Source organism: Shewanella psychromarinicola (assembly GCF_003855155.1).
Taxonomy (GTDB): Bacteria; Pseudomonadota; Gammaproteobacteria; order Enterobacterales; family Shewanellaceae; genus Shewanella; species Shewanella psychromarinicola.
Window position 1 is genome coordinate 4,690,688 of the sequence record NZ_CP034073.1, and the last position, 26,862, is coordinate 4,717,549.

Below are 26,862 nucleotides of genomic sequence, written 5' to 3' on the forward strand. Positions count from 1 at the left end.
GTGTGAATACTGAAAAAATCTGAACTGACATTAACCTAACAATAAAACCTAACAATAAAAACAAAAAAACACACTCAATGGTGTGTTTTTATGATTTAGGTCAATGGTATAGTGTTGGTAATTGTTTTTAGCTATGGTTTTTAGCTATGGTTTTTAGTTATGGTTTTCAGCTATGGTTCTCAGCTATCGTTTCTAGTAATAGCGTTTAATAATAGCGTTTCTAGAAATAGCGTTTAGTTAGTCTTTACCTAAACCATATTTACGCATTTTTTCAACTAATGTGGTACGACGAATACCCAACATTTCAGCCGCTCTTGCTACAACACTGTCTTGCTGCTCAAGTGCTTGACGGATCATGTCAATTTCTAATTCCGCCAGTAAGTCTTTTAAATTAACCCCTTCAGGCGGCAATTCACTCGGAAACCGCGTTTCAGGTATTTCTACAGGCTCTTCATCACTGAATATCGACGCTAACGCATCCCGCTCTAACTGCTCTTCACTGACTTCTACACAGTATTCTGGTACATCAATATAACGATACTTATGCGGTAAATCGTTAACATCGACCAATCCGCCAGGAAACAAAATCGTTAACCGCTCAATCAAGTTCGATAATTCACGCACATTACCAGACCAATTATGTTCTTTTAGCGATTCAATGGCTCGTTGGGTGAAACGAACCTTACCACGCCCCTCATTAAATACTCGACTGACTAACTCATGAAGTAATAAGGGCACATCATCACGTCGCTCGCTTAGTGCAGGCATCTCAATTGGGAACACATTGAGTCGATAATATAAATCTTCACGAAATGAGTTGTCTATAATCATGGTTTCAAGATCGCGATGCGTCGCCGCAATAATGCGAACATCAGCGGCAATCGTTTTGCTACCACCCACACGTTCAAAAACGCGCTCTTGTAATACCCGTAATAATTTCACTTGCATTTGCAGTGGCATATCACCTACTTCATCTAGAAATAGCGTGCCACCTTCAGCTAATTCAAAACGGCCTTTACGGGCTGATATAGCACCTGTAAAAGAGCCCTTTTCATGGCCGAATAATTCGCTTTCAAGTAACTCAGCAGGGATAGCACCACAATTAACCGGAATAAATGGCCCATCACGTCGTTCAGATAAATAATGGATATTACGCGCCACCACTTCTTTACCTGTACCCGATTGACCCAGCACGATGACGGTCGCATCAGAACTTGACACCTGGTTAATCAAATGGCGAACTTTAGCAATGCCTTCACTGCGGCCCACTAAGCTGCGAAATAACTTGGTTTGATTACCACTGGTTAAGGTGTGTTGTCTTTTTGCTTGGCCAAACACTTGACAGAAATGCAGCAGCTCAGTCAATTGTGGATAATTTATCGGTTCTTCGATAGTCCCGAGCAGATTTGATAAACTTGCATCGGTATCACCCAGTAACAACATAGGTTGCCAAGGCACAATGGCGGCAATATTTTTGATCCTGTCTGAGACAATGTCATCCGTCAAAATAACAACGGCGCGATAGCGAGATTGCTCGATTAAGGTTGTAAAAGATTCATTAGAGACAATTTCACACTGCTCGCCTAAAAATTCGAAAATGCAGCACAAACGAGTCACGCGCTCTGATGGGGTACCGACAATTAAAATACTTTGTTCTATTTGCATCATTCAGAAGGCCAAAAGCTCTTGTTATAGGTATTTATTCGGGATGATTATGCCGCACACAGCAACAAAAACCAAAGTACATTGTTGCCATAAATACTGACAACAATACTGGCAAAAATTACAACACTGGGGCTATTCTAGCATTTTTCCTAAAACAGGATCGTTAATCTGTTAAATACAGTTAAGAAAAACGAACTCGGTCATAAATATTGTATTATCAGCTCAGCATAAGCAAGCATCAGTGACATTTTATCTACAACAGATAGCATTTTCAGCTAAGAGTGATGATTTTTTAGCCAAAATTAATTTTAGACCACGTTAAAATAACCAATATGATAAACATAAACCCACTAAACGTTAACGCGTTCATTTTTCCCACACAACAAAAAAGACGCTAAGCGTCTTTTTTAGTTTGATGCAGCATTATAGCCATTTTTAACTGGCTTCAGAGGTTAACTCATGCATGTCTTGCGGAATGGCATCCCAGCCTTCTTTAATTGTTCTGAGTAAAGCAGAAACCTCTTCGAGCATATCCACATCATTAGCCACATTAGCCTCAGATAATCGTCTCAACATATATTCATAAAGTGAGTCTAGATTAGCAGATATTTCGGTGCCAGCATCCATATCTAAGCTACCACTCAGTCCAGCAATAATACTAATTGCTTTACCGATATTTTCTCCTTTTTGCGCATGACTTTTCTGCTGAATGGCATATTTAGCTTGTGCAATACGCTGCAATGCGCCTTCAAACATCATTTGTATAATGCGATGCGGTGAAGCCACCGCAATTTCGCTTTCTAGCGAAACTTTTCGATATGACCGTAGCGAGCTTCTCATAAATACCTACCTATCTGAATCTATACTTTTATAAACATCAAGTTGACGTTGGTTTTTCTTTCCTAGATGTATCTCAGAATGCAAACTATTCATGACTAACTTTGCTTTCACCTCAAGACTCAATGTCAGCTCTAATTGGTGTTCCAAATAATCTCTTTGCGTAAACGAATAGTCGGCAATCAAAACATTCAATAAGTTTTGACGCTTAACAACCAATTCTTGCAAATTTAATACCAACTCATCAAACTCTTCTAGGTCATTTTTGCTTTTTAACCTGTTCAATACCGTCTTGCATTGTTCGCTAATGGCATCCAAATTATCAATTAACACTTGTTGTTCTGTGGTCGTCATATAATTGTCAACTCGCTGTTCTCTTTTAAACAGATTGATTAAACCGGTAGCATTCGATTAAACATTGGATTAATCATTTTGTCTCACAAGCCCAGGGAGAGAATCCAATCGCGATTGTAAATTGTCACTTTGGGTGCTCAATTGACCGACAATCAAATCCATATAGTTATACTGTTTAAATAAGCGGTCTTCAAATGCTGACATTTTTCGGGCAAATGCTTCTCGCTGATCGCTCAAGCGATCTAAGCGATTATCAAGGGAGGTATCACGGCTATCAATAATAGATCCAGTGCCAACATACGAATCAAGGTAACCGTCTAACTTTGCCGCCACCCCGGTATCTTCAGTGGTAAACATTTCTTTAATGCCAGCAACATTATTTTTCAACGCTTCGGTTAAAATATCATCATTAATTTCTAAAGTGCCGCTGCGCGTCGTGGTAATGCCGATGGAGGCCAGAGACAAATTACCATTAGAGGTAGAAAATGCCGATGAAATCACCCCTCTTAACTGGCTTTGGATCCCGCGAGGCAAGGAGTCTCCTTGTAAAGCTGCCGCTTGCTCGGTAGCGGCATTATAACTGGTCAAATCAGCAATAGTTTTTGACATGGCATTATATGACTCAACAAATGCTTTTATACCTGTTTTGACTGAACTGGTGCTTTGGGCAACCGTCAATGTGGTTAACTTAGCAATATCGGCATCTTTTAGATTAAGGGTCACCCCATCAATCGCATTATCAACGGTATTACTACTGGAGGTGAGTTTTAAGCCATCGATATAGATAATCGAATCTTTAGCGGGTTGTAGTTCGGTCATGACAAAAGTATCGGCAAGCACTGTGCCCGCGCCAGTATCGGTTGCGGTGACACTCATATTATTAGCGGTGCCGGTTTTGTTAGAGGTGAGGACTAACTGGGCGCCGGCATCACTGTTCACTATGGTGGCGGTCACGCCAACATTGTCGTCAGCAGCATTTATTTTAGTCACCAGCGATTGCAGGGTATCGTCTGTGGTCACCGCAATATCAAAGCTTTCACCATCAACGGCAAAGTTTAACGAGCCTTCATCTAAAGGCGCAGTTACATCAGTTACGGCTAAAGAGCCAACTTTTTGACTTTGGGCTAGTTGCTCAACGGCAACATTATAGCTGCCTGACACAGCATCATTACTCACAGAGGCACTTAAATAAGTACTTTGTGAAAGTTTCACGCTCTGACTGTCGAATGAATCTGTTTTGGACAGAAAACTTAAGCTATCTTGAAATTCCGACAACACGCTTTTTAATGAGCCCAAGGCTGATATTTCAGCAGTAATGGCACCCTCTGTGGAGTCAAATCGTGCCACCTTAGGAGCCTGCTCTGAGGTAACTAAAGCGGATACAATACCGTTAATGTCAAGACCCGATCCCAGTCCAACCGATGTTAACCCCATATTTACCTCAATTTATCTCATAAAAAGCGTAGTCAAATTTTCAAGTTAATTAGCGAATAAGCGAATTAGCTATCATTTAGGCTTGAGTTTTCAGCAACAAGCCCTTTACATCTTGCAATTTTTGCGCCAACTCCAAAGCTTCTTCGCTGGGAATTTGGCGTATAATGTCACCGGTGTCAATATCCATCACTTTAACAATCGCGGAGCCGGAATCTTCGTCAACCGAAAATGCGAGGCCTTTATTCATTAATGTCACCACCTCAGACAACTGCTCAACCACTTCAGCCAATACTTCAGCCTCGGATTGTTGGTCTTTATCCGCAACGGATTGTTCAGTTTCAATTACCGTTTCAGTTTCCGCCTTGGCCAGCGCCACTTTGTCGGCTTCTGCAACATAAGTGTTTTTTTCAACCGTTAACGGCGCAGCAACACTTGTATCAGAGGTATCAGATGTAGCATCTAATCCGGTTTCATGTCTATTGAGTGCAACTACAGGCCTATTTGTTGCAGAGGGGCTTACAGGTGAATGTGTAATACCCAGTAAATTATTATCCATAACATCCTCTCTCATCATTGTACTCCCTCTAACGTGTTTCACGTTGGGACTACTTGGTCAACAAAGCAACATTACCCCTTCACAAGAGTTACCACCCTATATAGCTCTATTAATTTATGTGCATATGTAATTTATATGCGTAAGTAACAAAAAGGAAGATCCAACAGTGTGAATCTTCCTTTTCCATTTGACGCTATGTTACTGATCCACTCAGTCAATTACTATCAAGCTGCTATTCACTCACTGAGTGATTAAAGTAGCGACAATGCCACTTGTGGTAACTGATTCGCCTGCGCAAGCATTGAAGATGAGGCTTGCGATAGAATTTGCTGCTTACTGAGTTCAGCACTTTCTGAGGCAAAGTCGACATCTTGAATACGGCTACGTGCGTCAGACACGTTATTTTGAATACTACTTAAGTTATTAAGAGTAAAGTCCATGCGGTTTTGCACAGCACCTAACTCGGCGCGCTGACTATCAATCCCAGCAATGGCGCCATCAATAATGTCAATGGCACTTTGCGCGCCGGATGCAGTACCAATATCAACCGTGCTAACACCCGCAAATACACCTGCCGCTTCACCGGTTATTTCAGCTGGACCAGCTGTACCTGTTAGCGTAAAGCTGTCAGCTGAACTTAATGTAATGGCACCTGCCGCGGTTGCTACAACACCGGCGGTGGTTACGTCAGTAGCTGCTGATGCTGTACCGTCTGCAGCAACGTTCTTTAACTCCAATGCACCTGATGTATTTGATGCCAGCGATGTAAAGTTAATATCGGCACCGGTAGAACTGGTGATAGTCAGGGTACCGTTATCCAAATTTGCAGTTACGCCAGTATCACCAGAGGTATCATTTATCGCGGTTGCAAGTGCTTCATTAGAGCTAATACCGGTTAAATCTAAAGAAGCTGTTTTCCCTGCACCACCATCAACATTCATGATTAACGAAGTATCAAATGAAGCAGTTAAATTAGCCTGAACATTGGTTTGAGCAGAAGCGGTTACGCCCGTTCCGGCTTGGTTGATTTTGGCAACCAGCTCAGTGGCAGTATCTTCATCTACTGACGTTATTTTCGTAGCGCTAGTACCTTGAGTAATAGTTAACTCTTCACCCGTTGAACCATTGGTGCCAGCCGCGGCGGCAACAAGCCCTCCACCAAATAGACTACCTTTTGCATCACTTTGATATGCCCCAATACTGGTGGCAGATACCGATTTTAGTGACACATTAATGGTTTGGTTGGCTTCAGAACCGACTTGAAATGCTTGCGTACCATAAGAGCCATCGAGTAAGTTTTGGCCACCAAATGAGGTAGTTTCAGCAATACGGGTTAACTCAGCTTGTAATGAATTCACTTCTTTTTGCATAGCTGCACGGTCATCAGATGAGTTTGAACCGTTGGCAGACTGCAAAGACAAGTCACGCATCCGCTGTAAAATGTTGGTTGACTCACCCATGGCACCTTCGGCGGTTTGTGCAATCGAAATACCATCGTTAGCGTTACGCATGGCCACACCAATACCATTAATTTGGCTGGTCATACGATTGGCAATTTGCATACCGGCAGCATCATCTTTGGCGCTGTTGATGCGTAGACCTGAAGCAAGGCGTTCCATCGATGTAGAAGTAGCACTTTGCGCTTGATTTAAATTGCCCTGGGCTTTCATTGAAGTGACGTTAGTATTTACTGAAATAGCCATGATTTAATTCCTCGTATTCCTGACTGTAGACATTGCCTGTCTGTATTAAGCCAGGCGGATCATATTGGTTACACTTATGCTAACGGCAATAAACGGAGGAACTTTAGTTTTTTTGACAACATTTTTATTTTACAGTAACAAAAAGAAAATAGGCCCCTTAACAAAGGGGCCTATTTAACTATAGAAAATACTATTTTACTCATTAACCACCGAGTAAAGATAACGCGACCTGTGGCAATTGATTGGCCTGCGCCAACATAGACGATGAGGCTTGCGATAGAATTTGCTGCTTACTGAGTTCAGCACTTTCTGAAGCAAAGTCAACATCTTGAATACGACTACGCGCATCGGTGACGTTATTTTGAATACTACTCAGATTGTTAATGGTAAAGTCCATTCGGTTTTGCACTGCACCTAAGCCAGCACGAGAACTGTCAATCCCGGCAATGGCGCCATCAATGATGTCAATGGCACTTTGCGCGCCGGATGCAGTACCTATATTAACTGTGCTAACACCCGCAAATACACCTGCCGCTTCACCGGTTATTTCAGCTGGACCCGCTGTACCTGTTAGCGTAAAGCTGTCAGCTGAACTTAATGTAATGGCACCTGCCGCGGTTGCTACAACACCGGCGGTGGTTACGTCAGTAGCTGCTGATGCTGTACCGTCTGCAGCAACGTTCTTTAACTCCAATGCACCTGTTGTATTTGATGCCAGCGATGTGAAGTTAATATCGGCACCGGTAGAACTGGTGATAGTCAGGGTACCGTTATCCAAATTTGCAGTTACGCCAGTATCACCAGAGGTATCATTTATCGCGGTTGCAAGGTCAGCGTTAGAGCTAATACCGGTTAAATTTAAAGACGCTGTTTTCCCGCTACCACCATCAACATTCATGATTAACGAAGTATCAAATGCAGCAGTTAAATTAGCTTGGACTGTCGTTTCAGCAGAAGCGGTTACGCCCGTTCCGGCTTGGTTAATTTTGGAGACCAACTCAGTGGCAGTATCTTCATCTACTGACACTATATTCGTAGTGCTAGTACCTTGAGTAATGGTTAACGTTTCACCCGTTGAACCATTTGTGCCAGCCGCGGCGGCAACAAGCCCTCCACCAAATAGACTACCTGCAGCGTTACTTTGATACGCCCCAATACTGGTGGCAGATACCGATTTCAGTGACACATCAATGGTTTGATTGGCATCAGAACCGACCTGAAATGACTGAGTACCATAAGAACCATCGAGTAAATTCTGGCCACCAAATGAGGTAGTTTCAGCAATACGGGTTAACTCAGCTTGTAATGAATTCACTTCTTTTTGCATAGCTGCACGGTCATCAGATGAGTTTGAACCGTTGGCAGATTGCAATGATAAGTCACGCATCCGTTGCAATATATTGGTCGACTCATTCATGGCGCCTTCAGCAGTTTGTGCAATCGAAATACCATCGTTGGCATTACGAATGGCGACGCCAATACCGTTAATCTGACTGGTCATACGATTGGCGATTTGCATACCAGCAGCATCATCTTTAGCGCTGTTGATGCGCAGACCTGACGCTAAACGCTCCATGGAGGTTGAAGTAGCGGTTTGCGCTTTATTTAAATTGCCCTGGGCTTTCATGGATGTAACGTTGGTATTAACTGAAATAGCCATAATATTGAATCCTCTTCTTAGTTGAACGCCAAGACTCGGAGCTTGGCTAAACGGTTAATCATGCAAACTGTTTAAGGTGTATGAACTTATCGATAGATACTGACTTAAGGCCAAGCAAAACTGACCAAGCATAAGAACCTATCTACATTATGTTTATATATAATCAAATAAACTGGTCGAGCTGATTTTACTGAACACACTCGATACGGCATTGAGCGCTAATTGTTGCTTTTCAAATTCGGTAATGGCCGAGGCAAGATCTAAATCTTCTAGTCTTGATAATGCCGAGGTGTTAATCAATTTTTCATCAGTATGATTGTCGCTATACTGTTGCAGCGCTTTAAGGCTGTTGCCCGTAACGCTGCGTTGCTGACTCATTTGATTGACGCCACTATCAATGTTATTCAATAGTTGTGCCAACTCTGATTTACCGGCAGGGGTTTGGGCGTCATCGCCGCTTTCAAATAATGCGATAGCCTTGCTGAAGGTCTCGAAAATACTGACTTGTGGCTGTTCTTTAATGCTGAAACTATCGTTTGCTTTAGGCTCGCCGTCTATTTTGACTGCCATGCCGTTAACGCTGACCGGCACAGATGCATCAAAAGCCGTTACCGTAGTAACCGGGGGGGCCGCGCTGTCGGTTACTGAAACATTAAGCCCGCCTGCACCGTCGTCGGCGAAGCTAAAGCTATAAGAACCAGTAGTATAGGTTGTCGAGTCAGTAACCTTGGCGCTAGTTACGACAAAATCACCTTGCTGGGTTGACGAATAATTGACGCCGTAATCGCCCATGGCATTGGCGGCGTTCATAAATGCCGCATCGCCTGACACATTGGTATTAACTTGCACCCCTGCGGCAATATTGCTTTTACGAGTACCTGAGTCACCGCTGTACACCACTTGATCGTTATTATCCAAAGCAAACGGCGTACTGTTGGTTTTATTACCGGCAAAGATATAATTACCTGATTCATCTTTGGTGTTGGCAATGGACATTAATTGCTCAAGACTTTGACGCATGTCATCGGCAATCACTTGCCGCTCGGCAGTCGTCATGCTGCCGTTGGCGCCGCGGAGCACTAACTCTTTCATGCTGCCAGCCAAGGTATCGGCTTGGCCTAACTGGCTTTCGGCTTGTTGAATATGACTGGTGGCGTAATCAATGTTTTTTACAAACTGGTCTACCAAAGCATTTTTTTGCTTTAAGTTATCAATACCAATGGCAGCGACAGGGTCATCGCCGGCGGTGTTAACCCTTTTGCCGCTGGAAATTTGCGCCATGATGGTGTTGGTGGCAGATTGTTTTTCTAAAATGCTATTGGTGTTTTGTTGAAACATTTGTCCGGTAGAAATTCTCATGATTTATCTCCTAGCGAACCGAGCTGAATAAAGTATCGAAAATGGTTTGGGCTGTTGTCATAATTCTGGCGGAGGCTTGATAAGATTGTTGGAAGCGCATTAAGTTTGCGGCTTCTTCATCAAGGTTGACACCTGACTCACTTTGAACACGGTTGCTAGCTTGTTGATATATGGCCGTGGCGGAGCTAACGCGCACTTCAGCAGATTTAGTTTGGCTGCCGATATCGAGTTTAGTATTTTCAAATACGCTGGTTAATGTGCCCGTGCCGTTATTCATTAGTTTGCTATTTGATAAGCTCGCCATTGCTACCGCATTGCTGTTGTCACCTTCGGCCAATGACAAATCAAACGTAAAGCTGTCGGCGGTAGCGGTACCATTACGGGTAATATCGAAATCCATACCAAAAGCGTTGATATTGTTATTTGTGATAGCGCCTGTGCCTAATGAGGCACCAGCGGCATTAAAAGATTCATATGTGTTCGCAGCAGTATCAAGTTGGAAGGTAATAGATGATCCGATACCTTGAAAGCCACCAGCAGATGAATCCATGCTATTTAAGCTAATGGCCGTGTTACCTGAGTTAGCAGTGGCCGATGTTAAGGTCGGCCCTGCGGCGGCAATGCCTTTAGGGTCGGTCATCACCACTTTTAAGCCTGCAGCGCCACCCGCAGTTGGGCGAATTTCAAACTTGTCGCCATCGGCCATTGCGCCACTGGCAATGTTAATGCTAAAACCTGCACCGCCAGTAAGTTGACTGCCTGATAATACCAACGGTGACACTTTGCCGGTTTGAGTATCTTTCAGTTGGTAGTTATTTGTTGCCGAGATAAAGCTCAACTCATAACTGCCACCCGATAACGCGCCAACATCATCAATATTGACTGACACTCCTGTTGCAGTGCCTTTATTGGTTGAAAACGCCCCTACCCGGCTTAATGCCATTAACGGATCGTTAATATCAGTAAAAATGTTACTGCCAACCTCACCATTTAAATCAATTCCTTTTGATTGCATTCCATTAAAGGTGTCTGCCACCCCAAGTGCTAATTGGCCAAGTTCAGTACTGGCGGGTATTAAGGTGTCGTCCCGAAAAGAAAATAATGCGCCTAATTGGCCGCCCAATTTAGACGGATCGACATTAAGGGTTTTATCGCCAATGGAGGCATTAATGCGCGGCTCATTGGGATAAGGGTCGCCGGCACTCATGCCCATCGACATTGACACTTCACCCGACACCAACATCATTGAGCCGCCAAGCATAATGGACTTGGCACCTGTGTCTAACGGGATCACATTGACCTGGGCATATTCGCTCAGTTCTAGAATGAGAGCACCTTGCTTGTCTAGCACTTGGCTGTCTTGATCTTGAGATTTCATCAACTCTACATTGAGGCTGCCTAGCTCTTTACCAATCTCATTAATACGAGTAGTAATGGCTTCAATTTGGCTATTGGTTTGTTTCACCTGGCCATCAAGTTGTGATTGCATTTGATTTAGGCCATTGGCCAACTGCTGCGCCGAACTAAGGCTGCTACTGCGAATACCAAGGTCGCTGGGTAAATCGGCGACACTATTAATGCTGGCAAAAAAGTTATTCAAATTTTCGGGCACCATTTGGCCCACTTGAGCATAAATTTGGTCTAGTTCGCTTAACTTACTGTAAGAGGTTTCAGCCGCGCTCATACTAGTTTGGCCAATCCGTAACTCACGTGCGGCAAATTCGTTATAAACACGTTTAACATCGGACACATACGTGCCGGTGCCATAAAAATTATTGCCCAAGTGTTGAGATTGTGATGACGCCTGAGTCGCGACTTGCCTGTTATAACCTTCAGTATTGGCATTAGCGATGTTATTACTGGTGACGCCTAATTGTGCTTGGGATGCTTGAATACCTGTGCGAGCGATATTGAGTAAGTCAATCGACATTATTGAGTCTCCACAGGTAATACAGATTTAAGGCCTTCTTTTACCGACTTCATCACATTGATGACTTTATCGGCATATTGAGGGTCGGTGGCGTAGCCGGCTTTTTGCAACGCTTTAATAAATTGAGTCGGCTCAGCGGCCACTTTGCGCGCATCTTGATAACGATCGCCTTGGCTAATAAACGACACAAAGTCATTAAAGCTCTGCTCAAGGTTGTCATACATTCTGAAATCCGCTTTTTGTTGCACCGCAATGCCCTTTTCAAATTCCAATGTATTGACTGAGGTTTTCTCACCTTGCCAACGTTTGTCTGCTTTGATATTAAATAAGTTATGACTCATGGTGCCGTCGTTACGACGTACCACTTTTTGGCCCCAACCCGTTTCTAACGCGGATTGAGCAATTAACACTTCTGCAGAGGTTCCCAAAGATTTAGCCGCTTTTTCAGCGTGGGGATATAACACTGAGATAAAATGCTCAGGGCTGGTAAATTGACTCACCATAATGCCTTTATCTTTTGGCACAGTAACATCTGCCTGCGGCAAACCTTTGCCTGCTTGCGCTGCTTGACTGGCTAATTGTTCACCGCGTAACACACTCGCTAATTGCTCACGGTCTAACACACTGGATAACGGTTTAGCCTCTAACGCATTAGAAAGCTGGGTCGACATAGGTCGCATAGATTCGGCGTTATCTATAACAGAATGGGCAATAACAGAATGGCCGATAATAGAATGCGATGCTGCTATTTGATCTTTTGGCGCAATGGCATCAAGGGTGTCGTTATCTAATGCCGTTGGCGGCGCTGCAAACATACTCGGATTAACTTTATAATCGCTATTGCCACGCAATACCGATGCTGGCGTAACGGCGCTATCTTCAGGGTCTAGTTGCTGCATCATCATCTCAGCTAGCCCTAACATGCCTTTATTTGATAGATCGACCGACATTTGCTCATCGCGCATTTTTTCAAAAAACGCGGTGGTTTCACTGTTCATTGGACTGTCTGACTTAAACGCGGCATTGGCATCTCGCATGCTTTTCATTAGCATTTGAATAAAAATACCTTCAAATTGCTTAGCCGCTTCTTTAAGTGCCCCCTTCTCGTCTTTCTGGGCCTGGACGCGAAGTGAATCTAGTCCTCCTAGATCCAAAAAGTTCGATGAAGCTGACAACTTATCCATAGTCATTCCGACAATTATTAGATGATGATAAGTTCACCATGCAAAGCGCCTGCCATTTTTAACGCTTCGAGTATGGCAAGGACATCAGATGGGGCTGCGCCCACTAAATTCACGGCTCTGACGAGTTCATCAAGTGTGGTGCCTGGGTTAAACATAAACATGCGACGATCTTTTTCTGACACGTCAATCGTACTGTTGGCGGTAACAACCGTATCCCCGCCCGCTAATGCGTTAGGTTGTGACACTTGGGTGGCTTCGGCAATGGTGACTGTTAATCCGCCGTGGGTCACCGCGGCTGGCAATAACTTAACGTTTTGGCCAACCACTATGGTGCCAGTACGTGAGTTAACAATCACTTTGGCAGATTCTTCTGCCGGTATAACGTCGATGTTTTCTAATACCGATAAAAATGACACTCGCTGTGATGCATCCCGTGGCGCACTCACTTGAATAGAGGTGGCATCAATGGCCTTGGCCATATCGGGGCCGAGTAAATTATTAATCGCATCTGCGGTGCGTTTAGCGGTAGAAAAATCAGCACGACGTAAATTGAAGGTAAGGTAATCACCGCTGGCAAAGGGACTGACCACGCTGCGCTCGACAATGGCACCACTGGGAATGCGGCCGACCGTTGGGGTATTTTGGATCACCAATGAGCCATCAAGCCCTTCAGCGCTAAAACCACTGACAATTAAGCTGCCCTGAGCAATGGCATAGACATTGTCGTCCACCCCTTTTAGGAAGGTTTGTAATAAGGTGCCGCCACGTAAACTTTTTGCTTGGCCTAAACTGGACACAGTAATGTCAAGTTTTTGACCCGGTTTAATAAAGGCTGGCATTTCTGCATGCACCGCAACGACAGCGATGTTTTTTGAGCTAGCACGAACCGAATCAGGTAAATTGATGCCGAAGTTTTTCAGCATGGTGCTAAATGTTTGTTCGGTATAACGGGTACTTTCCCCCGTACCAGGCAAACCGACCACCAGCCCATAACCGACTAATTGGTTACTTCGCACCCCTTGAATACTGGCGATGTCTTTAATCCGCTCTGCATGTACAGAGGCGGTTAACATCAATATCGACGCGACTAACGATACAGTCGCAACAATCAGTTTAGTTTTCATCCATTACTCCTTAAAAAGGCCACCACTCACTCATAAAGAATGAACTCAGCCAACCGACTTTTTGGGCATCAGCAAACGTACCTGTGCCGCTATACTGAATGCGAGCGTTAGCCACTCGTGTCGAATCGATAGTATTATCTGGGTTAATGTCTTCGCTGCGGATCATCCCTGTGATGCGAATAAATTCATCACCGTTATTGATCGAAATCCATTTTTCGCCACGGATCACTAAGTTGCCGTTACTGAGCACCTGAATGACATTGGCTGAAATACTGCCATTTAAACTGTTTGATTGGTCAGCATCAGACTCGCGCTTGGTATTCATGCTGTCGCCGTAACCCAAATCAATTGGGACGCCGCTTATGGAAATGTTTTTGCCGCCGGCATATATTGGTTCAACGCTTAAATCAGTGTCTTTTTTGATTTCGTTATTGGCGCTTTTCGATGCTTGGGTTGATTCTTTTAAGGTCACCGTAATAATGTCACCGACGCGATGAGCACGAATATCGGAATACAAGCTTGATGCTTGGCTATCAAGATAAATAGATCCCGTTGCCGCCACTTGTGTCGGTATCGTATCTGGGTATACCGGCGCATAAAATGGGTCATCTTCAATGGGTTTCTTGGGCGTAGAACTACAGCCAATTAATAACACCACTGACGCTAACGCAATGTATTTAATCATCTTAACGCCTTAGAGATTCTGATTAATATAAGACAGCATTTGATCAACCGCCGAGATCACTTTGGAGTTCATCTCGTAAATACGTTGTCCTTGAATAAGGTTGACCAATTCCTCAGTCACATTCACGTTAGAGGTTTCCAGTGCCCCTTGGCGAATAGAACCTAAACCGTCTTGGGATGCCGTACCTTGGATAGGCGTGCCACTGGCACCCGTTTCGGTATACAAGTTTTGTCCTAAGGGATCTAAACCTGACGGATTAATAAAATCGGTCATGGTTAACTGGCCAATCACCTGACTAGCAGCAGTACCTGGCGTTTGCACAGACACTTCACCCGATGCGGATACGGTAATACTGGAGGAATCATCGGGAATAGTGATCGGCGGCTGAACCACATAGCCTGAACCTGGGGTAACAATCTGACCGGTATCATCCAAGCTAAACTGACCATTACGGGTATAAGCAGCAGTACCATCTGGCATTTGCACTTCAAAAAAGCCTGAACCTTCAATCATTAAATCTAATGAGTTATCGGTGGTGAGCATGTTGCCTTGGGTAAACATTTTTTGGGTAGCAACCACCTTAGTACCAGCACCAATATTTAAGCCATTGGGTAACTTGCTGTTGTCTGAGCTAATGCCACCGGCTTGATTAACGGTTTGATAAAGTAGGTCTTCAAATACCGCACGGCTTTTCTTAAATCCGACAGTACTGGCGTTAGCCACGTTATTAGAAATAACCGCAATGTTGGTTTGCTGGGCATCTACACCTGTTTTACTTATCCATAACGCTGGATGCATAATAATTACTCCTAACTAGATTCTCATCAAAGAAGCTGACGCCTTATCAATTTCTTCAGCGTTCTTCATCATTTTGACTTGCATTTCATATCGACGTTGAATATCGATCATGGCGACCATTTCTTGCACTGAATTGACATTACTGCCTTCAACTGCGCCACTGACAACTTCAACCCCGGGGTCCTTTGGCGCATCGCCACCGGCAATAAGGCGGAACAAACCATCTTCGCCGCGCATCATGTTCTCGTTACCAGGATTAACTAATTTAATCCTCGCCACTTCTTCGACCACTTCGGCCGTCGCCCCTTGAGGCCTAACTGAAATAATACCGTTGGCCGAAATTTCTACTTTCTCAATTGGGATAGGCAACACAATAGGACCGGAATTGCCCATCACTGGACGATTGCTGCTATTTAACAGCAAACCGGTACTGTCAAATTTCAAACTGCCTGCACGGGTGTAAGCTTCTGAACCGTCAGCCGCTTGTACGGCAACCCAGCCATCGCCTTTAACTGCGATATCAAGGTCGCGACCAGTGGTTTGAATGGGACCGCCGTTAAAGTTACTGCCGGGGCTTTCCATCATCGCAAATACTCGCGTAGGCAAGCCTTCACCAAAGGCCTGCATTGAACGGGCTTGGACCATGTCTGCTTTAAATCCATCAGTATTGGCGTTGGCAAGATTGTTAGCACTTACTGCTAAGGCATTCATACCTTGCTTTGCGCCACTCATGGCAATATAAAGAAATTTGTCCATTTGTTGCTCCGTCAAACTTTCTGCAAAAACAATTTATATACACAGAATAAGCAAGCATCATGCCAATGAGTTTTAAGGCGGATTATGGAGATGTAATAGATTGAATAGATTGAATCAGTTAAGAATTAACATTAACGAATAACTCATGAGTGTCAAAAAAGCATCAAATAACACCAGGGGATAATAACGAGGACTAATAATGAGGACTAATAATGAAGGGGTAAAGGCAAGGTGTTGCCGTAAACGGCAACACCTATCATGGCGTGTGGTTAACTTAGCGGATCTGTAATATGGTTTGGTTTAAGGTATTGTTCACTTCAAGGGTACGCGAGTTAGCTTGGAAGTTACGCTGAGCCGAGATTAAATCCACCAGCTCGGTGGTTAACTCAACGTTTGACTGTTCAAGCGCAGAAGATTTTATATCACCAAAGGTACCACTATTGGCCTCTCCCGCTAATGCTGCACCTGATTCGATACTGGCTTTCCAAGACGTGTTACCCACTTGAGTGAGTCCTTGCTCATTGGCAAAACGCACTAATGCCACCCGTGATAATGGCACCGTTGAGCCATTACTGTAGCTTGCGGTCACTAAACCATCAGCGCCAATACCTACGTTAGTCAATCGGCCAACGGTAATACCATCTTGGGCTAATTTAGTCACTTCAAACGGAGAAGCATACTGGGTTGGATTATCAAACTTTATATTAAGAGTTTGAGTACCATCGGCCTCAGGGCCTAAAGTATTTGCACCCGCAGTGCCTAATGACTCAGTGGTAATCGAAGCGGGGTTGCTGCTTATATTCGCACCTACTGAGTTAAAGGTAAGCACTGCACCTGACCATGTTCCTACTCCATCCGGGTTAGTCGCTTCTGCCAATGCATTACCATCTTTGTTACCATCATCATCAGTATCTGTTTCATAACTGCCAGCAACAGTCGTGTCAACAGGCTTTCCATCAACCGCATAAAAGGCCACCCAATTACTTTCGCCAGTATATGACCCCTGCTCAGGCTTAATAAAGTAACTGGTCATAATATGTGACTCACCTAGCGAATCATAAATCGTCACCGAGGTGGAATTATTAAAGGTGTCAGAATCTTTAGGATTAAAGTTAGCTGGGTCTAATGCTGTCTCACCCACATTAAGATTCATCTGTATTTCAACTGTTGACGATTTTACTGGGCTGCCCGCTTTATCTGGGATCTCAATGGGTTTGGTGGTGGTTAAGCTCACCGACGTTGAATTACCATCTGCATCCACGGGAAAACCTTGTAAAAAGTTACCTGCTGAGTCAACCATGTAATTGCCTGAATCAACTTTAAATGCACCCGCGCGAGTAAATGATTGATCTTTAGTGCCTAATTCTGACGAGGTAACAAAGAAACCCCCACCACTTATCGCCATATCTAGCGAGTTACTGGTAAATTGCAAGCTACCTTGATGAAACTGTTGCGCAACTTGTGAGGTGGTGGCACCGCCGCCCACTGCGGTTTTACCGTTGGAAAAAATAGAATTAGCATACACGTCGGCAAACTCTGTTCGAGACTCTTTAAAGCCAATAGTATTCACGTTGGCGATGTTATTCGCGGTGGTATTTAAGTCTTTTTGCGCGGCAGCAATACCACTCAGTGCGATATTAAATGACATGTTTCACCTCTCACAATTAATTCATTTATGATGACAGCCAACTGTTTGTTGATGGCCGTATTATGTTTCAGATACTGCGAGTACGTCAGATAACTTAATTCCACCTACTCCACGCAAATTCAAAATAGCGCCTGTCGCCACAGTGCCCAATGACACACTGGTAACATGGGCATAAGTCGATACGGCTAAATCTTCCGACGTTCCGTCCACTTTACCGCTAGCCTTAATGGCGTAATTACCGGCTTCTGCGGGTTGGCCATCTGAATCTAAACCATCCCACGTCACATCAACATTGCCGCCTTTACTGCCATCAATATTAAAGCTCTTAATCAGCTGACCCGACTCATCTTCAATTCTGACCGAAATAGATTCGATGGTTGATGGCGTACTGATCACCCCTTTAATTTCCGAGTTTTCAGTAGAAATAGCCCCAGTATCAGAAGGAATAAGCACTTTACGGCCCACTAAACCAGAAGCTTGCAATGCTTGGCTAGAACTCATCACAGTATTGAGGTTAAGAATTTCATCATTAAGATTTGAAATACCATCGACTGTGGAAAATGATGCCATTTGGGCAATCATTTGATCATTATCAACCGGTTTAAAGGGATCTTGCATCGACAACTGTTGACTGAGTAAAGCAAAGAAATCATCTTGCTTTAACATCTGATCTTTTGCTTCAGGTATCGCACTTTCTTCAGGTAAGCGAATTCCGTCAAGAAAAGGATTACCTTTGGTCGTGGTGGTCGTATTTGCCTGCACAGAATTTTTGGTTGTAGCACTTGTGTTTGAAGCACTACTGGACTGTTGCGGTAAAGACTGACTGTAAGAGTTAACGAGGCTCATTGTTACCTCCTTGAATAATCATGCTATTTACCCATCCTTAACGTCTGTTGCAACATAGACTTAGTTGCATCAGCCACCTGAACGTTCATTTGATAAGAGCGTGATGCAGAAATCATATCGGCCATTTCTTCCATCACATTGACATTAGGTTTGTAAATAAAACCATCACCATCCGCCATTGGATGGTCTGGCGAGTATTCTTTTAATAATGGTTTGTTACTTTCGACAATGCCTTTAACGCTGACGCCAGGCGAACTGTCTTGCTGGCTATTGGCTTTTAGCATTTCGGCCTCAAAAACAGGATGACGTGCACGATAGGTTTTATCGACACTGCTTGACACCGAATCAGCATTGGCAATATTACTGGCGGTTGTATTCAAACGCACTGACTGCGCTGACATACCCGAACCAGACACATTGAAAATATTAAATAAACTCATGGTTAGTCACCTCTCAATGCTTTGCGCATGCCAGTAAATTTGCTCTCAAGAAAGCCTAATGACATTTGATATTCGAGCGAATTTTGCATAAATGCTGCTTGTTCTTTCTGGGTATCGACGGTATTACCATCGCCAGTATCGGCCTGATTTGGCATTCGATATTGAACATGTTGTTGACTTAACGCCGTTAAATCAAAATGTTTGTCTGTGGTTTGACTCATACTCAAGCCTTGTTGATGCGAGCTTGCCGATTTCATGGCGGCAGCAAAATTAACATCTTGAGCTTTATAATGAGGAGTATTGGCATTGGCGATATTACTTGAAATTACTTCTGCTCTTTGAGCTCGAATGCCCAAAGAATATTGGTGAACACCTAATGCATTATCGAAATTAATCGCCATAAAATTGCCTCCATCAGCTAACTGATAGTAATAAAGCAAGGGTTATGCCAACAATTTAATTTTTAAACGAATAAAAGACAAAAACAAACATGCCGACGAATGCCGGCATGATAAATAGCTTAACTTGTTATTTTATCTATATTTTCTTTTGGTAATAAATACCAGGATTACAGCGAACCATAGTAAACTCATCACTTAAGCCTGCTAGAGATTCTGACGCACCCAAGAATAAAATACCTTTGGGATTAAGTGCGGCAGCAAATTGCCGCAAAATTTTAGTCTTTGCCTCTGGCCCAAAATAAATCAATACATTACGGCAAAAAATAATATCGTACTTACCTAATAAGCTATAACTTTCAAGTAAATTATGTGCTCTAAAGTTAACTAAACGCTTAACATTATCTTTCACTGTCATGTTGCCCGACGGTAAAGCATCAAAAAACTGACGTTTACGCTCTTCAGACAAGCCACGAGCCAGCGCTAAACCATCATATTCAGCATTCTTACAGCGCTCTAACATTGATGGTGACAAGTCCGTTGCCTGAATCGTCGCGCCGCCCGGTAAAGCACCGGGTTTACGCTGTTGATATTCCAACACTGTCATCGACAAAGAGTAAGGTTCTTGCCCAGAAGAACATGCCGCAGACCATATTTTTAACGGTCTGCCAAGCTTACTGTATTCAGGCAATAGAGTATTATTAAGTAATTCAAACGGATAACGGTCTCGAAACCATAAGGTTTCATTGGTGGTCATTGCATCTATCACTTCAGCACGCAGCTGACGTTCTATCGGTTTCATCGACTTTTTAACCACCTCAGACAAAGAAGGTAAATTATGCTTCCCCATCAACGGCGCTAAACGACTGCGGACTAAATATTGTTTATTCTCACCTAACACAATACCGCTATGCTGCTCTAAAAACAGCCTAAATTGATTGTACTCTGCTTCAGCAAGTGATTTATCTGTCACATTAACTTCCTAATATGTGGCCAATGAGCTAAGCCTCTAATATTGTTCAATATTAGAGGCTTATAAACTCAAATGTTTGTTAACCGCTGAGGCTAATTCATCGGGGTTAAACTTAGCAATAAAATCGTTAGCACCTACTTTTTCTACCATTGCTTGGTTAAACACACCACTTAATGATGTGTGTAGAACTACTTTTATGTTCTTTAATTTTGGATCATCACGAATTTCAGCAGTTAAAGTATAACCGTCCATTTCTGGCATTTCGATATCTGAAATAATCAGCGGGATCTCAACTGAGACATCATCCATTTCAGCGGCAATATTTTTCAGCATGATCAACGCTTCTTTACCATCTTTAGCGGTATCGATTTGCAGATTTAACGACTCTAACGAACGAATAATTTGTTTGCGTGCCACCGTAGAATCATCAATAACCATAATATGATAATGCTGTTCTTTATCGATAGTTAACGTCTCACTGACTTCTTTACTGATAGAGGTCTTAACAGGTGAAATTTCATCAAGAATTTTTTCAACATCCAAAATTTCAACCAGCTCACCTTCAATCTCAGTCACAGCCGTTAAATATGAAGAACGTCCTGAACCTTGGGGCGGCGGCAAAATAGATTCCCAATTCATATTGATGATACGCTCAACAGAACTGACCAAAAAGCCTTGAACACTGCGGTTATATTCGGAAATGATAACAAAGCAATTTTCAGTTGATGTCAGTGGACGCCCACCGGTTGCTGCACTTAAATCGATAATAGAAATGGTTTCCCCACGAATATGCGCAACACCTTTAACATAGGGGTTTAGCTTAGGTAGCCTTGTCAGTGGAGGACATTGTAATACCTCTTTTACTTTAAATACGTTAATACCAAAGCGTTGACGACCGTTAAGCTTAAACAGTAACAGCTCTAATCTGTTTTGTCCGACAAGCTGGGTACGTTTATTTACTGATTCTAAAATGCTCGACATAACACAGCCTTGTAGTTAACTGTTACTCAAAAGGATAAAATTGTTGGTTAACATTATAGTGAACCTTGGTTTAATATAATACGCTTGCTAGCTATTTTAACCTCAACCTGGATAAGAGAGGGGATAAATCGTTAAAAATGGGTTTATTTCAAGTCTGCAATATCAAACATGCCATGTGTTTTGCTAATAAAGGTGCACTCACATGTTAACAATAGTGTTAGTCGCCGCGCCAATAGCGGGCCTATTGTGAGTCGATACAAGGTGAATAGCCGAACAAAGGGCCATTTGATAACCGTTACTGTCTCTAATTTACCCCCAATTTACCCCCAATTGAGGTTTTCATCAGACGAACATGACACATTCTGGGCAAACCATCAGCAGCCTAGCAAATACCTATCAAATTATTGAATTAAAAGTGGGCATGCAACTTGCTTTAACTTTTACTAAGTTAACACTTACAGTGAACTGACACTTTTTTGACGAAAGGGAAATGTTATTATCATGCCCTCACCTCATTTTTAGCTTATTGCGTATGCAGAGATTACTCGCATATTTTTCGTTCTCCAAAGTATAGGTGCATTCTGGCAACACAAGCTAGGATCTTCATTATGAAAGTATTTTTTTTATGTTTTTTGTGCTCAATGACGCTTTCTTTGCCAGCATTTGCTAGCGAAGAGATAGTAACACCTAAACTATCGGCCATTTATACGTTAGCTAAAGAGGTGGTCGCAAAAAAAATTGATGCCGACGCCAACGCTAAGGTGCAAATTACCCCACAAAATCTTGAAGGTCGTCTTAGTCCACCGCGCTGCTATCCACCGATTAATGCCGAACTCGCCAGTGAAAGAGCCATTAGTCGAAATAACATGGTAAAACTAAGTTGTATCAGCCCAGACTATGACTATCCATGGCAAATGTATCTCTCTGTTCGAGTTGAAATACAATACCCTGTCGTGGTGGCTAACCAGCTACTGTCTCCAGACCAAATTATTGCTCCACATCACTTAAACATCATGTATGTTGACCAATATAGTTTAAGAGGCCACTTTTTTTCTGATACCCACACATTAATCGGTTCGCGAGTGAAACGTCGCGTGGCAAAAGACTCACCTGTATTGAGTAATAACCTGTGTTTTGTGTGCAAAGGTGACTCGGTTTCCATCTACGCTAGAACCGCTAATGTTCAAATAAAAACCCTTGGTGAAGCACTGCGTGACGGCAATCTTGATGACGTCATCAGGGTGAAAAACAGTAACACGAGTAAACAATTTGATGCGGTGGTGGTTGGGGTTGGCGAAGTTGAAGTAAGAATGTAAACTAGGACTAAAGTTTTTTCCAACAGTGCCGATAATCTGTTTGAAGAACCTAATACATTACGCTGGAGCCTCCAATGGCAATTGACATTAAGCATAACACTGCGGCTAATACCCAAATGCGCACTGCACGTGACACGCAGTCTGCTAAGCAATCTAATACTGCTGTGGCTCAAAAATCCGCGGCACCGGTTAAAGCCGATTCCGTTAGCATCACCGCTCAAGCTCACCAGCTTCAGAGCGCGCAAGCAAAAATGGAAGCGACACCTGAAGTTGACCAAAAAAAGGTCGCAGAAATTAAGCTCGCTATCTCTGAAGGACGCTATAAAGTCGACCCAGAAAAGCTTGCTGCGAATATTGCCAGCTTTGAAGCAGAGCTAAGCAGTCTATCGTTTGACAAAGAGTAGCCGTTAAACGTTACTCTTTAATTTGTTTTAACGACACACAGATAATAGGTGCTAACTTGCATCATAGATAAGTGTCAGTTAACAAAACCAATGAGTAATTTATGACAGAGCTAAATGAAGAGCTAAATAAACAACCAAGCGAACAACCAAACGATGAGCTACGTGCACTGTTAGAGACCCAAAATCAGACCTTAGCACAGCTAAAACTGCTTATTGTTGAAGAAAAAGCCGCATTAACAAACCAAGATGCCGACAAACTACTGACGCTTTCCAAAGACAAAACCCAGTGCTTAATCAATATGAAAGCGACTGACGAAAAACTGGCTCAACACCCCCAGCACGCCCTGCTTACCACAGCTCCTGGACTGGTACAAAAAGTCGCCCAGGCCAAATCTATTCTCGCAGAATGCAAAGACATTAATAGCCAGAATGCCAGCTTAATTGAACACAATATCGCCAGCCTAAATCGATTTGCCCAAGCATTGCAAGCCAGCCGTAATGCATCAAGTTTAACCTACAATGACAAAGGCAAAACCTCCACCATTTCAACACTCGGTAATGATTTTACAGCCTAATAAAGCCTAGAGAGCAACAGCCTAGAGCGCTGCTAGGACGCTTCGCGGCTAGAGGCTATAAAATCTGAGCAACAGCCTAGAGCGCTTCGCTGCTAGGACGCTTCGCGGCTAGAGACTATAAAATCTGAGCCGCATCCGATAACAAGCGAATAAACGGAAAAAATAAAGCGGAAGGCATAGAGGCTATAAAGTCTTAACAGCGAAGCTGTTCTTAGCAGGACGTAGTCCGCCCTAGCAGCGAAGCGACCCTAGCTGGACGTAGTCCGCCCTAGCAGCGAAGCGACCCTAGCTGGACGTAGTCCGCCCTAGCAGCGAAGCGACCCTAGCAGGACGTAGTCCGCCCTAGCAGCGAAGCGATACTAGCAGGACGTAGTCCGCCCTAGCAGCGAAGCGATACTAGCAGGACGTAGTCCGCCCTAGAACCTAGCAGGTGAGTTACTGAGCTAGCATTGCCTGGCGTAAACTTTGTTGCGCAGACTCTTCACCTAACCAAATGTTAAGTAATACCTGACGAAAAGCCTCTCCAGCAATATCACCTTGAACTTGACCATTTTTAATGCTGCTCACGCCCTTGCCTTTTTGGGTCACAAAAGTAAATTGATCCCCGTCGACAACGTCGTAAGCAAATTGTTGAGTGAAATGTTCAATCTCTTTGGCAATAAAATGGGTGTCATTGTCGGTAGCAGTCTCAAAACCTTTCGTAATGCCGTCACGCATTCTCTCTGAGGTGGCCATCGAAGAAGTAATGGTTAATTGGATTACCGCTATAGGCTGAGCGAGCACATCTTCAAGCGTATAAACTTTGGTAGGTAAGTACAAACTGGCTACATAAATATCCATAAAAAATTTACTGCGCACGCCCGCACCATTTAATATTAATGGTTGCTCTGCAACATTCATTTGCTCAGCAACATCAACATCGGCAATCATTCTTGCTTGCACCAACAACGGCAGCGTCAACACTAAACAGCCAATTAAAGCTAATAACTTCATCTAAACTCTCTAAAAAAAAACAATATAAATAACCACTGTATAAACCATTACAACATGAACGACTGCAATATCAGCCATTCATCCCATTAATTTGCTCAATTATTAGCTCAATTATTAGCTTAAGTACGCTTAGATTAACGACTCATAAACTAACCACGAACGCCTAACTTATATTGGCCATTTTGTTGAAACATCAACGCTTGCTTGTGCTTTGGCGCCATTAAAATAGGACCATCATCAAAAAATAAAAAACTCTTCCAATTGCGCACGAACACACACCAGCGCGTTTCAATGATTTGGTACTTTTCATAGCAAAAATATACAACCGTATCATCAGGCCATTGAATATGTTTAGTAATCGCTTCAGGCATCGCAATATCATCAGAGTCCCACGCCGATTGCCAATGATCCGTTGCAGTCCAAGCATCTTGCTTTGCTGGCCAATCACCTTTCTCGAATAGTTCCGCACGGCTGCTTTTATTGCTTATCCACTTATCCCACACTTCCATGGCACTTTTATCGGTCAGTGGTTTAATCAAGGCCTTATCATCATCTGACACAGGCAAATCTTTATGGTTAAAAATCCACTTACGCTTATAAAGATCAAACGGAATATATGAATATGACAAACAATTGCTCCTAGCAACTAAAAATGAAACGCAATTATAGCGCTAAAGCGGATCAGACTGCGATAGCAACAGAGATAAATGATCTGCCAATTTACCAAAAAAAATTATCAAAAAAGATAATCAAAAAAAATGCCAATCGAAAAGATAATCAAAAAATTAATCAAGGATCATAGCCGCCATAACCAACACGTGGCGAAAGGTAAACGCGATGTATTTCCCAGTCGGCACAGCCAATCAGCTAACCTAATAGCAATAGCAAAAGGAATCGATAACGCGGATAAAGGCCGCGGTGGCATTGCATCACCAAACGCGCAGCGCGCTGTTGTTATACAGCGCGGCACTGAAAAATCTTTTTAAGCCGCCAGTGTCAGGATTGTAGTCACCATTGATGATTACGGTGCACCATAGCAAGCTAGTGTGTTATGCATGGCGGTAATACAATACTTCATGATGTCAATCACCAGCAAATCGTGAGGTCATAATCACCTGTCGATAGACAGAGATTTAAGCAAGAGTCAGTATCACAGCAAACAAACACCTATGCCCTCTTAGATATTGAACATGTTAGAGCTGCGTTGGGGATGACTACGGCGCATTTGTTAGGGACTGATGCGCAAGTGTCTAAGATTGACAGAATAGAGCAGCGCTCGGCAGATGAGAGTCGAGAGCCAGTAGAAAGCACGAGCAGTTTTAACTTAAGTCTTTGATTGTTGGAGTGTCACCATGTTCCATTACAGAACCTATGCCATTATCACTAGCAGTGATATCCGAATACATTTTGCTAGTGCCAATGATTTGATGATTAGCCGCTTTGAGATGGAAATAGGGCTTAGCATTTTTAGCGGTTACTTTGGAAAATTTTGATTCATCTTGGGAATTATTTTGAACTGACCCGATACCATTGCTTGCACCACTTTTTGCACTGTATAGCTCACTAGTAAGAAGACCTCTACATTTCCAGCCTTCAGAACAAACTTAAATTGATCATTGCTGCTTTTGCTTAACTCATACCATCCAGACATAAATTAACTCCTTTATAGTTATGATAACGAGCAAACCTAGACTCTTTTTAACACCAATATGATTTTAGCCCTTCACTTAATAATAGCTTTATTAATTTCGGTGTATTTTTATTTTAGCACTGGTATTCAAGCCCAAATCAAAATTATATTTTTACTTTTTATCATTACCTTAAGCTAATTTACTGTTCAGGGAAGTATATAAACAACTTTTAACCAGCATGTTGTTATTCGGGCCATTGTTATCAGTAATGGGAGTCGTTATTGGTGTAATGTGTGGGATGAACTAACGATAACGTGCTTAACACCCAGGGTAACCGCACGAGTGCTTGTTTTTTGAACGCTACGTTTAACCTGCAAACAAAAAACAAAAAATCATCCAAGCTATGAAGACTTTATGAACCATAATAATTCATTAAATAAACTAATTCTGTTCAAAAAACGTTCGCGATCTCGCCCTGGCTTAACACCGTCTCCAAGTTTAATGAGTTTATTGAACGGCAATGAATTTTTTATATGAGGTCATAGGATAAGATTTAACACATGTTAATGTCTTAGAGTGTACTTAGCGTCTCTTGTAAGCTGTCGTTTTTGG

At 43.0% G+C, this 26,862-nt stretch carries 27 protein-coding genes; 4 read left to right on the forward strand and 23 right to left on the reverse strand.

Translation table 11 applies throughout. The features are described 5' to 3' along the window. Window positions 1–237 precede the first annotated feature (237 nt). The 20 genes from EGC80_RS20365 to EGC80_RS20460 all read right to left on the reverse strand — a co-directional run bounded on the left by EGC80_RS20365 (window position 238) and on the right by EGC80_RS20460 (window position 21,331). Entirely contained in the window at window positions 238–1,668 is a 1,431-nt protein-coding gene (locus EGC80_RS20365; protein ID WP_124011932.1) for a sigma-54 dependent transcriptional regulator, read from the reverse strand. Between the two features lie 432 nt (window positions 1,669–2,100). Beyond that, complete coding sequence (gene fliS, locus EGC80_RS20370) at window positions 2,101–2,505, reverse strand: flagellar export chaperone FliS (protein WP_124011933.1); 405 nt, start codon at window positions 2,503–2,505, stop codon at window positions 2,101–2,103. 6 nt (window positions 2,506–2,511) lie between these two features. After that, window positions 2,512–2,856, reverse strand: a complete 345-nt coding sequence (locus EGC80_RS20375; protein WP_124011934.1) for a flagella biosynthesis chaperone for FliD, FliT — start codon at window positions 2,854–2,856, stop codon at window positions 2,512–2,514. A gap of 69 nt (window positions 2,857–2,925) precedes the next feature. Next, window positions 2,926–4,290: a flagellar filament capping protein FliD gene (fliD, locus tag EGC80_RS20380; RefSeq protein WP_124011935.1), complete on the reverse strand. Its 1,365-nt coding sequence runs from the start codon at window positions 4,288–4,290 to the stop codon at window positions 2,926–2,928. A 76-nt stretch (window positions 4,291–4,366) separates the two neighbouring features. Next, window positions 4,367–4,864, reverse strand: a complete 498-nt coding sequence (locus EGC80_RS20385) for a flagellar protein FlaG (RefSeq protein WP_233768557.1) — start codon at window positions 4,862–4,864, stop codon at window positions 4,367–4,369. Window positions 4,865–5,097: 233 nt separating this feature from the next. Continuing rightward, window positions 5,098–6,549 (reverse strand): flagellin N-terminal helical domain-containing protein, encoded by a 1,452-nt coding sequence (locus EGC80_RS20390; protein ID WP_124011936.1) that lies wholly within the window; start codon window positions 6,547–6,549, stop codon window positions 5,098–5,100. A gap of 202 nt (window positions 6,550–6,751) precedes the next feature. Continuing rightward, on the reverse strand, window positions 6,752–8,209 hold the full coding sequence (locus tag EGC80_RS20395) for a flagellin N-terminal helical domain-containing protein (RefSeq protein WP_124011937.1): 1,458 nt from the start codon (window positions 8,207–8,209) through the stop codon (window positions 6,752–6,754). A 153-nt stretch (window positions 8,210–8,362) separates the two neighbouring features. Next, a complete protein-coding gene (flgL, locus tag EGC80_RS20400; RefSeq protein ID WP_124011938.1) occupies window positions 8,363–9,568 on the reverse strand; it encodes a flagellar hook-associated protein FlgL in 1,206 nt (401 codons plus the stop codon). Between the two features lie 10 nt (window positions 9,569–9,578). Beyond that, on the reverse strand, window positions 9,579–11,498 hold the full coding sequence (gene flgK / locus EGC80_RS20405; RefSeq protein WP_124011939.1) for a flagellar hook-associated protein FlgK: 1,920 nt from the start codon (window positions 11,496–11,498) through the stop codon (window positions 9,579–9,581). After that, on the reverse strand, window positions 11,498–12,682 hold the full coding sequence (gene flgJ, locus EGC80_RS20410; RefSeq protein WP_164839509.1) for a flagellar assembly peptidoglycan hydrolase FlgJ: 1,185 nt from the start codon (window positions 12,680–12,682) through the stop codon (window positions 11,498–11,500). The genes flgK and flgJ overlap by 1 nt, the downstream gene beginning before the upstream one ends. Before the next feature lie 17 nt (window positions 12,683–12,699). After that, on the reverse strand, window positions 12,700–13,806 hold the full coding sequence (locus EGC80_RS20415; RefSeq protein WP_124011941.1) for a flagellar basal body P-ring protein FlgI: 1,107 nt from the start codon (window positions 13,804–13,806) through the stop codon (window positions 12,700–12,702). Window positions 13,807–13,816: 10 nt separating this feature from the next. Then, entirely contained in the window at window positions 13,817–14,491 is a 675-nt protein-coding gene (gene flgH, locus EGC80_RS20420) for a flagellar basal body L-ring protein FlgH (RefSeq protein WP_124011942.1), read from the reverse strand. 9 nt (window positions 14,492–14,500) lie between these two features. Next, complete coding sequence (gene flgG / locus EGC80_RS20425) at window positions 14,501–15,289, reverse strand: flagellar basal-body rod protein FlgG (protein ID WP_101032351.1); 789 nt, start codon at window positions 15,287–15,289, stop codon at window positions 14,501–14,503. A 15-nt stretch (window positions 15,290–15,304) separates the two neighbouring features. Continuing rightward, window positions 15,305–16,045 carry a flagellar basal-body rod protein FlgF gene (gene flgF, locus EGC80_RS20430; RefSeq protein ID WP_124011943.1) on the reverse strand — a complete coding sequence of 247 codons (741 nt, stop codon included), beginning with the start codon at window positions 16,043–16,045 and terminating at the stop codon, window positions 15,305–15,307. A 274-nt stretch (window positions 16,046–16,319) separates the two neighbouring features. Continuing rightward, on the reverse strand, window positions 16,320–17,693 hold the full coding sequence (flgE, locus tag EGC80_RS20435) for a flagellar hook protein FlgE (RefSeq protein ID WP_124011944.1): 1,374 nt from the start codon (window positions 17,691–17,693) through the stop codon (window positions 16,320–16,322). A 60-nt stretch (window positions 17,694–17,753) separates the two neighbouring features. After that, the gene (gene flgD / locus EGC80_RS20440; protein WP_124011945.1) at window positions 17,754–18,539 is read right to left on the reverse strand and encodes a flagellar hook assembly protein FlgD; all 786 of its coding nucleotides are present in this window, start codon (window positions 18,537–18,539) and stop codon (window positions 17,754–17,756) included. A 23-nt stretch (window positions 18,540–18,562) separates the two neighbouring features. Further along, the gene (flgC, locus tag EGC80_RS20445; RefSeq protein WP_101032355.1) at window positions 18,563–18,979 is read right to left on the reverse strand and encodes a flagellar basal body rod protein FlgC; all 417 of its coding nucleotides are present in this window, start codon (window positions 18,977–18,979) and stop codon (window positions 18,563–18,565) included. A gap of 2 nt (window positions 18,980–18,981) precedes the next feature. Next, window positions 18,982–19,380, reverse strand: coding sequence for a flagellar basal body rod protein FlgB (flgB, locus tag EGC80_RS20450; RefSeq protein WP_124011946.1), 399 nt, complete (start codon window positions 19,378–19,380; stop codon window positions 18,982–18,984). Window positions 19,381–19,516: 136 nt separating this feature from the next. Continuing rightward, a complete protein-coding gene (locus tag EGC80_RS20455) occupies window positions 19,517–20,350 on the reverse strand; it encodes a CheR family methyltransferase (protein ID WP_124011947.1) in 834 nt (277 codons plus the stop codon). Between the two features lie 60 nt (window positions 20,351–20,410). Continuing rightward, complete coding sequence (locus tag EGC80_RS20460) at window positions 20,411–21,331, reverse strand: chemotaxis protein CheV (RefSeq protein ID WP_101032358.1); 921 nt, start codon at window positions 21,329–21,331, stop codon at window positions 20,411–20,413. 608 nt (window positions 21,332–21,939) lie between these two features. Between EGC80_RS20460 and flgA the strand changes: the two genes are divergently transcribed. The 3 genes from flgA to EGC80_RS20475 all read left to right on the forward strand — a co-directional run bounded on the left by flgA (window position 21,940) and on the right by EGC80_RS20475 (window position 23,626). Next, window positions 21,940–22,647 carry a flagellar basal body P-ring formation chaperone FlgA gene (flgA, locus tag EGC80_RS20465; RefSeq protein WP_124011948.1) on the forward strand — a complete coding sequence of 236 codons (708 nt, stop codon included), beginning with the start codon at window positions 21,940–21,942 and terminating at the stop codon, window positions 22,645–22,647. A gap of 74 nt (window positions 22,648–22,721) precedes the next feature. Next, window positions 22,722–23,051 carry a flagellar biosynthesis anti-sigma factor FlgM gene (gene flgM, locus EGC80_RS20470; RefSeq protein ID WP_124011949.1) on the forward strand — a complete coding sequence of 110 codons (330 nt, stop codon included), beginning with the start codon at window positions 22,722–22,724 and terminating at the stop codon, window positions 23,049–23,051. Window positions 23,052–23,152: 101 nt separating this feature from the next. Further along, entirely contained in the window at window positions 23,153–23,626 is a 474-nt protein-coding gene (locus EGC80_RS20475; RefSeq protein WP_124011950.1) for a flagella synthesis protein FlgN, read from the forward strand. A gap of 435 nt (window positions 23,627–24,061) precedes the next feature. On the opposite strand, the gene EGC80_RS20480 is transcribed toward EGC80_RS20475, so the two are convergent. Both EGC80_RS20480 and EGC80_RS20485 read right to left on the reverse strand, forming a co-directional pair. Further along, window positions 24,062–24,619 carry a chalcone isomerase family protein gene (locus tag EGC80_RS20480; RefSeq protein WP_124011951.1) on the reverse strand — a complete coding sequence of 186 codons (558 nt, stop codon included), beginning with the start codon at window positions 24,617–24,619 and terminating at the stop codon, window positions 24,062–24,064. Between the two features lie 149 nt (window positions 24,620–24,768). After that, window positions 24,769–25,248 (reverse strand): DUF2947 domain-containing protein, encoded by a 480-nt coding sequence (locus EGC80_RS20485; RefSeq protein ID WP_124011952.1) that lies wholly within the window; start codon window positions 25,246–25,248, stop codon window positions 24,769–24,771. Between the two features lie 129 nt (window positions 25,249–25,377). Here EGC80_RS20485 and EGC80_RS20490 point away from each other — a divergent pair, with 129 nt between their 5' ends. Next, window positions 25,378–25,605, forward strand: coding sequence for a hypothetical protein (locus EGC80_RS20490; protein ID WP_124011953.1), 228 nt, complete (start codon window positions 25,378–25,380; stop codon window positions 25,603–25,605). Window positions 25,606–25,938: 333 nt separating this feature from the next. On the opposite strand, the gene EGC80_RS23090 is transcribed toward EGC80_RS20490, so the two are convergent. After that, window positions 25,939–26,145, reverse strand: a complete 207-nt coding sequence (locus EGC80_RS23090) for a YegP family protein (RefSeq protein ID WP_443729201.1) — start codon at window positions 26,143–26,145, stop codon at window positions 25,939–25,941. Between the last annotated feature and the right edge of the window lie 717 nt (window positions 26,146–26,862).

Excerpts from the sequence above, each read along its gene's own strand:
- EGC80_RS20365 (WP_124011932.1), bottom strand. The coding sequence starts at position 1,668 with ATGATGCAAATAGAACAAAGTATTTTAATTGTCGGTACCCCATCAGAG.
- fliS (WP_124011933.1), bottom strand. The coding sequence starts at position 2,505 with ATGAGAAGCTCGCTACGGTCATATCGAAAAGTTTCGCTAGAAAGCGAA.
- EGC80_RS20375 (WP_124011934.1), bottom strand. The coding sequence starts at position 2,856 with ATGACGACCACAGAACAACAAGTGTTAATTGATAATTTGGATGCCATT.
- fliD (WP_124011935.1), bottom strand. The coding sequence starts at position 4,290 with ATGGGGTTAACATCGGTTGGACTGGGATCGGGTCTTGACATTAACGGT.
- EGC80_RS20385 (WP_233768557.1), bottom strand. The coding sequence starts at position 4,864 with ATGATGAGAGAGGATGTTATGGATAATAATTTACTGGGTATTACACAT.
- EGC80_RS20390 (WP_124011936.1), bottom strand. The coding sequence starts at position 6,549 with ATGGCTATTTCAGTAAATACTAACGTCACTTCAATGAAAGCCCAGGGC.
- EGC80_RS20395 (WP_124011937.1), bottom strand. The coding sequence starts at position 8,209 with ATGGCTATTTCAGTTAATACCAACGTTACATCCATGAAAGCCCAGGGC.
- flgL (WP_124011938.1), bottom strand. The coding sequence starts at position 9,568 with ATGAGAATTTCTACCGGACAAATGTTTCAACAAAACACCAATAGCATT.
- flgK (WP_124011939.1), bottom strand. The coding sequence starts at position 11,498 with ATGTCGATTGACTTACTCAATATCGCTCGCACAGGTATTCAAGCATCC.
- flgJ (WP_164839509.1), bottom strand. The coding sequence starts at position 12,682 with ATGGATAAGTTGTCAGCTTCATCGAACTTTTTGGATCTAGGAGGACTA.
- EGC80_RS20415 (WP_124011941.1), bottom strand. The coding sequence starts at position 13,806 with ATGAAAACTAAACTGATTGTTGCGACTGTATCGTTAGTCGCGTCGATA.
- flgH (WP_124011942.1), bottom strand. The coding sequence starts at position 14,491 with ATGATTAAATACATTGCGTTAGCGTCAGTGGTGTTATTAATTGGCTGT.
- flgG (WP_101032351.1), bottom strand. The coding sequence starts at position 15,289 with ATGCATCCAGCGTTATGGATAAGTAAAACAGGTGTAGATGCCCAGCAA.
- flgF (WP_124011943.1), bottom strand. The coding sequence starts at position 16,045 with ATGGACAAATTTCTTTATATTGCCATGAGTGGCGCAAAGCAAGGTATG.
- flgE (WP_124011944.1), bottom strand. The coding sequence starts at position 17,693 with ATGTCATTTAATATCGCACTGAGTGGTATTGCTGCCGCGCAAAAAGAC.
- flgD (WP_124011945.1), bottom strand. The coding sequence starts at position 18,539 with ATGAGCCTCGTTAACTCTTACAGTCAGTCTTTACCGCAACAGTCCAGT.
- flgC (WP_101032355.1), bottom strand. The coding sequence starts at position 18,979 with ATGAGTTTATTTAATATTTTCAATGTGTCTGGTTCGGGTATGTCAGCG.
- flgB (WP_124011946.1), bottom strand. The coding sequence starts at position 19,380 with ATGGCGATTAATTTCGATAATGCATTAGGTGTTCACCAATATTCTTTG.
- EGC80_RS20460 (WP_101032358.1), bottom strand. The coding sequence starts at position 21,331 with ATGTCGAGCATTTTAGAATCAGTAAATAAACGTACCCAGCTTGTCGGA.
- flgA (WP_124011948.1), top strand. The coding sequence starts at position 21,940 with ATGAAAGTATTTTTTTTATGTTTTTTGTGCTCAATGACGCTTTCTTTG.
- flgM (WP_124011949.1), top strand. The coding sequence starts at position 22,722 with ATGGCAATTGACATTAAGCATAACACTGCGGCTAATACCCAAATGCGC.
- EGC80_RS20475 (WP_124011950.1), top strand. The coding sequence starts at position 23,153 with ATGACAGAGCTAAATGAAGAGCTAAATAAACAACCAAGCGAACAACCA.
- EGC80_RS20480 (WP_124011951.1), bottom strand. The coding sequence starts at position 24,619 with ATGAAGTTATTAGCTTTAATTGGCTGTTTAGTGTTGACGCTGCCGTTG.
- EGC80_RS20490 (WP_124011953.1), top strand. The coding sequence starts at position 25,378 with ATGCCAATCGAAAAGATAATCAAAAAATTAATCAAGGATCATAGCCGC.